Consider the following 247-nt stretch of genomic DNA (forward strand, 5'->3'; position numbering starts at 1 on the left):
CGGCAACGACAACGATTTCATCGCCCGCCGCTGCGTGATGCAGGGCGAGGCCTGCGATTCGCCGCTGGACAACGACAACCGGGTGCTGGTCTACCGGCTGACCCTGCCGCGCCCGTAGGAGCGGCTTACTTCGCGCCGTTCTTCGCCGCGTAGTCCTGCGCCTGGCGCATCACCCGCAGCACGTTGCCGCTCCAGATGGCGGCGATCTGCGTCTCGCTCAGCCCGCGGCGCTGCAGCCAGGCGGTGA

General features: G+C 69.2%; 1 protein-coding gene. It reads right to left on the reverse strand.

Annotated features, from left to right (window positions below; all coding sequences use genetic code 11):
- Positions 1–125 precede the first annotated feature (125 nt).
- Positions 126–247, reverse strand: a 122-nt coding sequence (locus QMX80_RS19295) for a membrane dipeptidase (protein WP_282278788.1), incomplete at its 5' end; no start/stop codon positions are given.

The sequence above is a fragment of the Stenotrophomonas sp. PS02297 genome, assembly GCF_029959705.1.
Lineage (GTDB): Bacteria > Pseudomonadota > Gammaproteobacteria > Xanthomonadales > Xanthomonadaceae > Stenotrophomonas > Stenotrophomonas nitritireducens.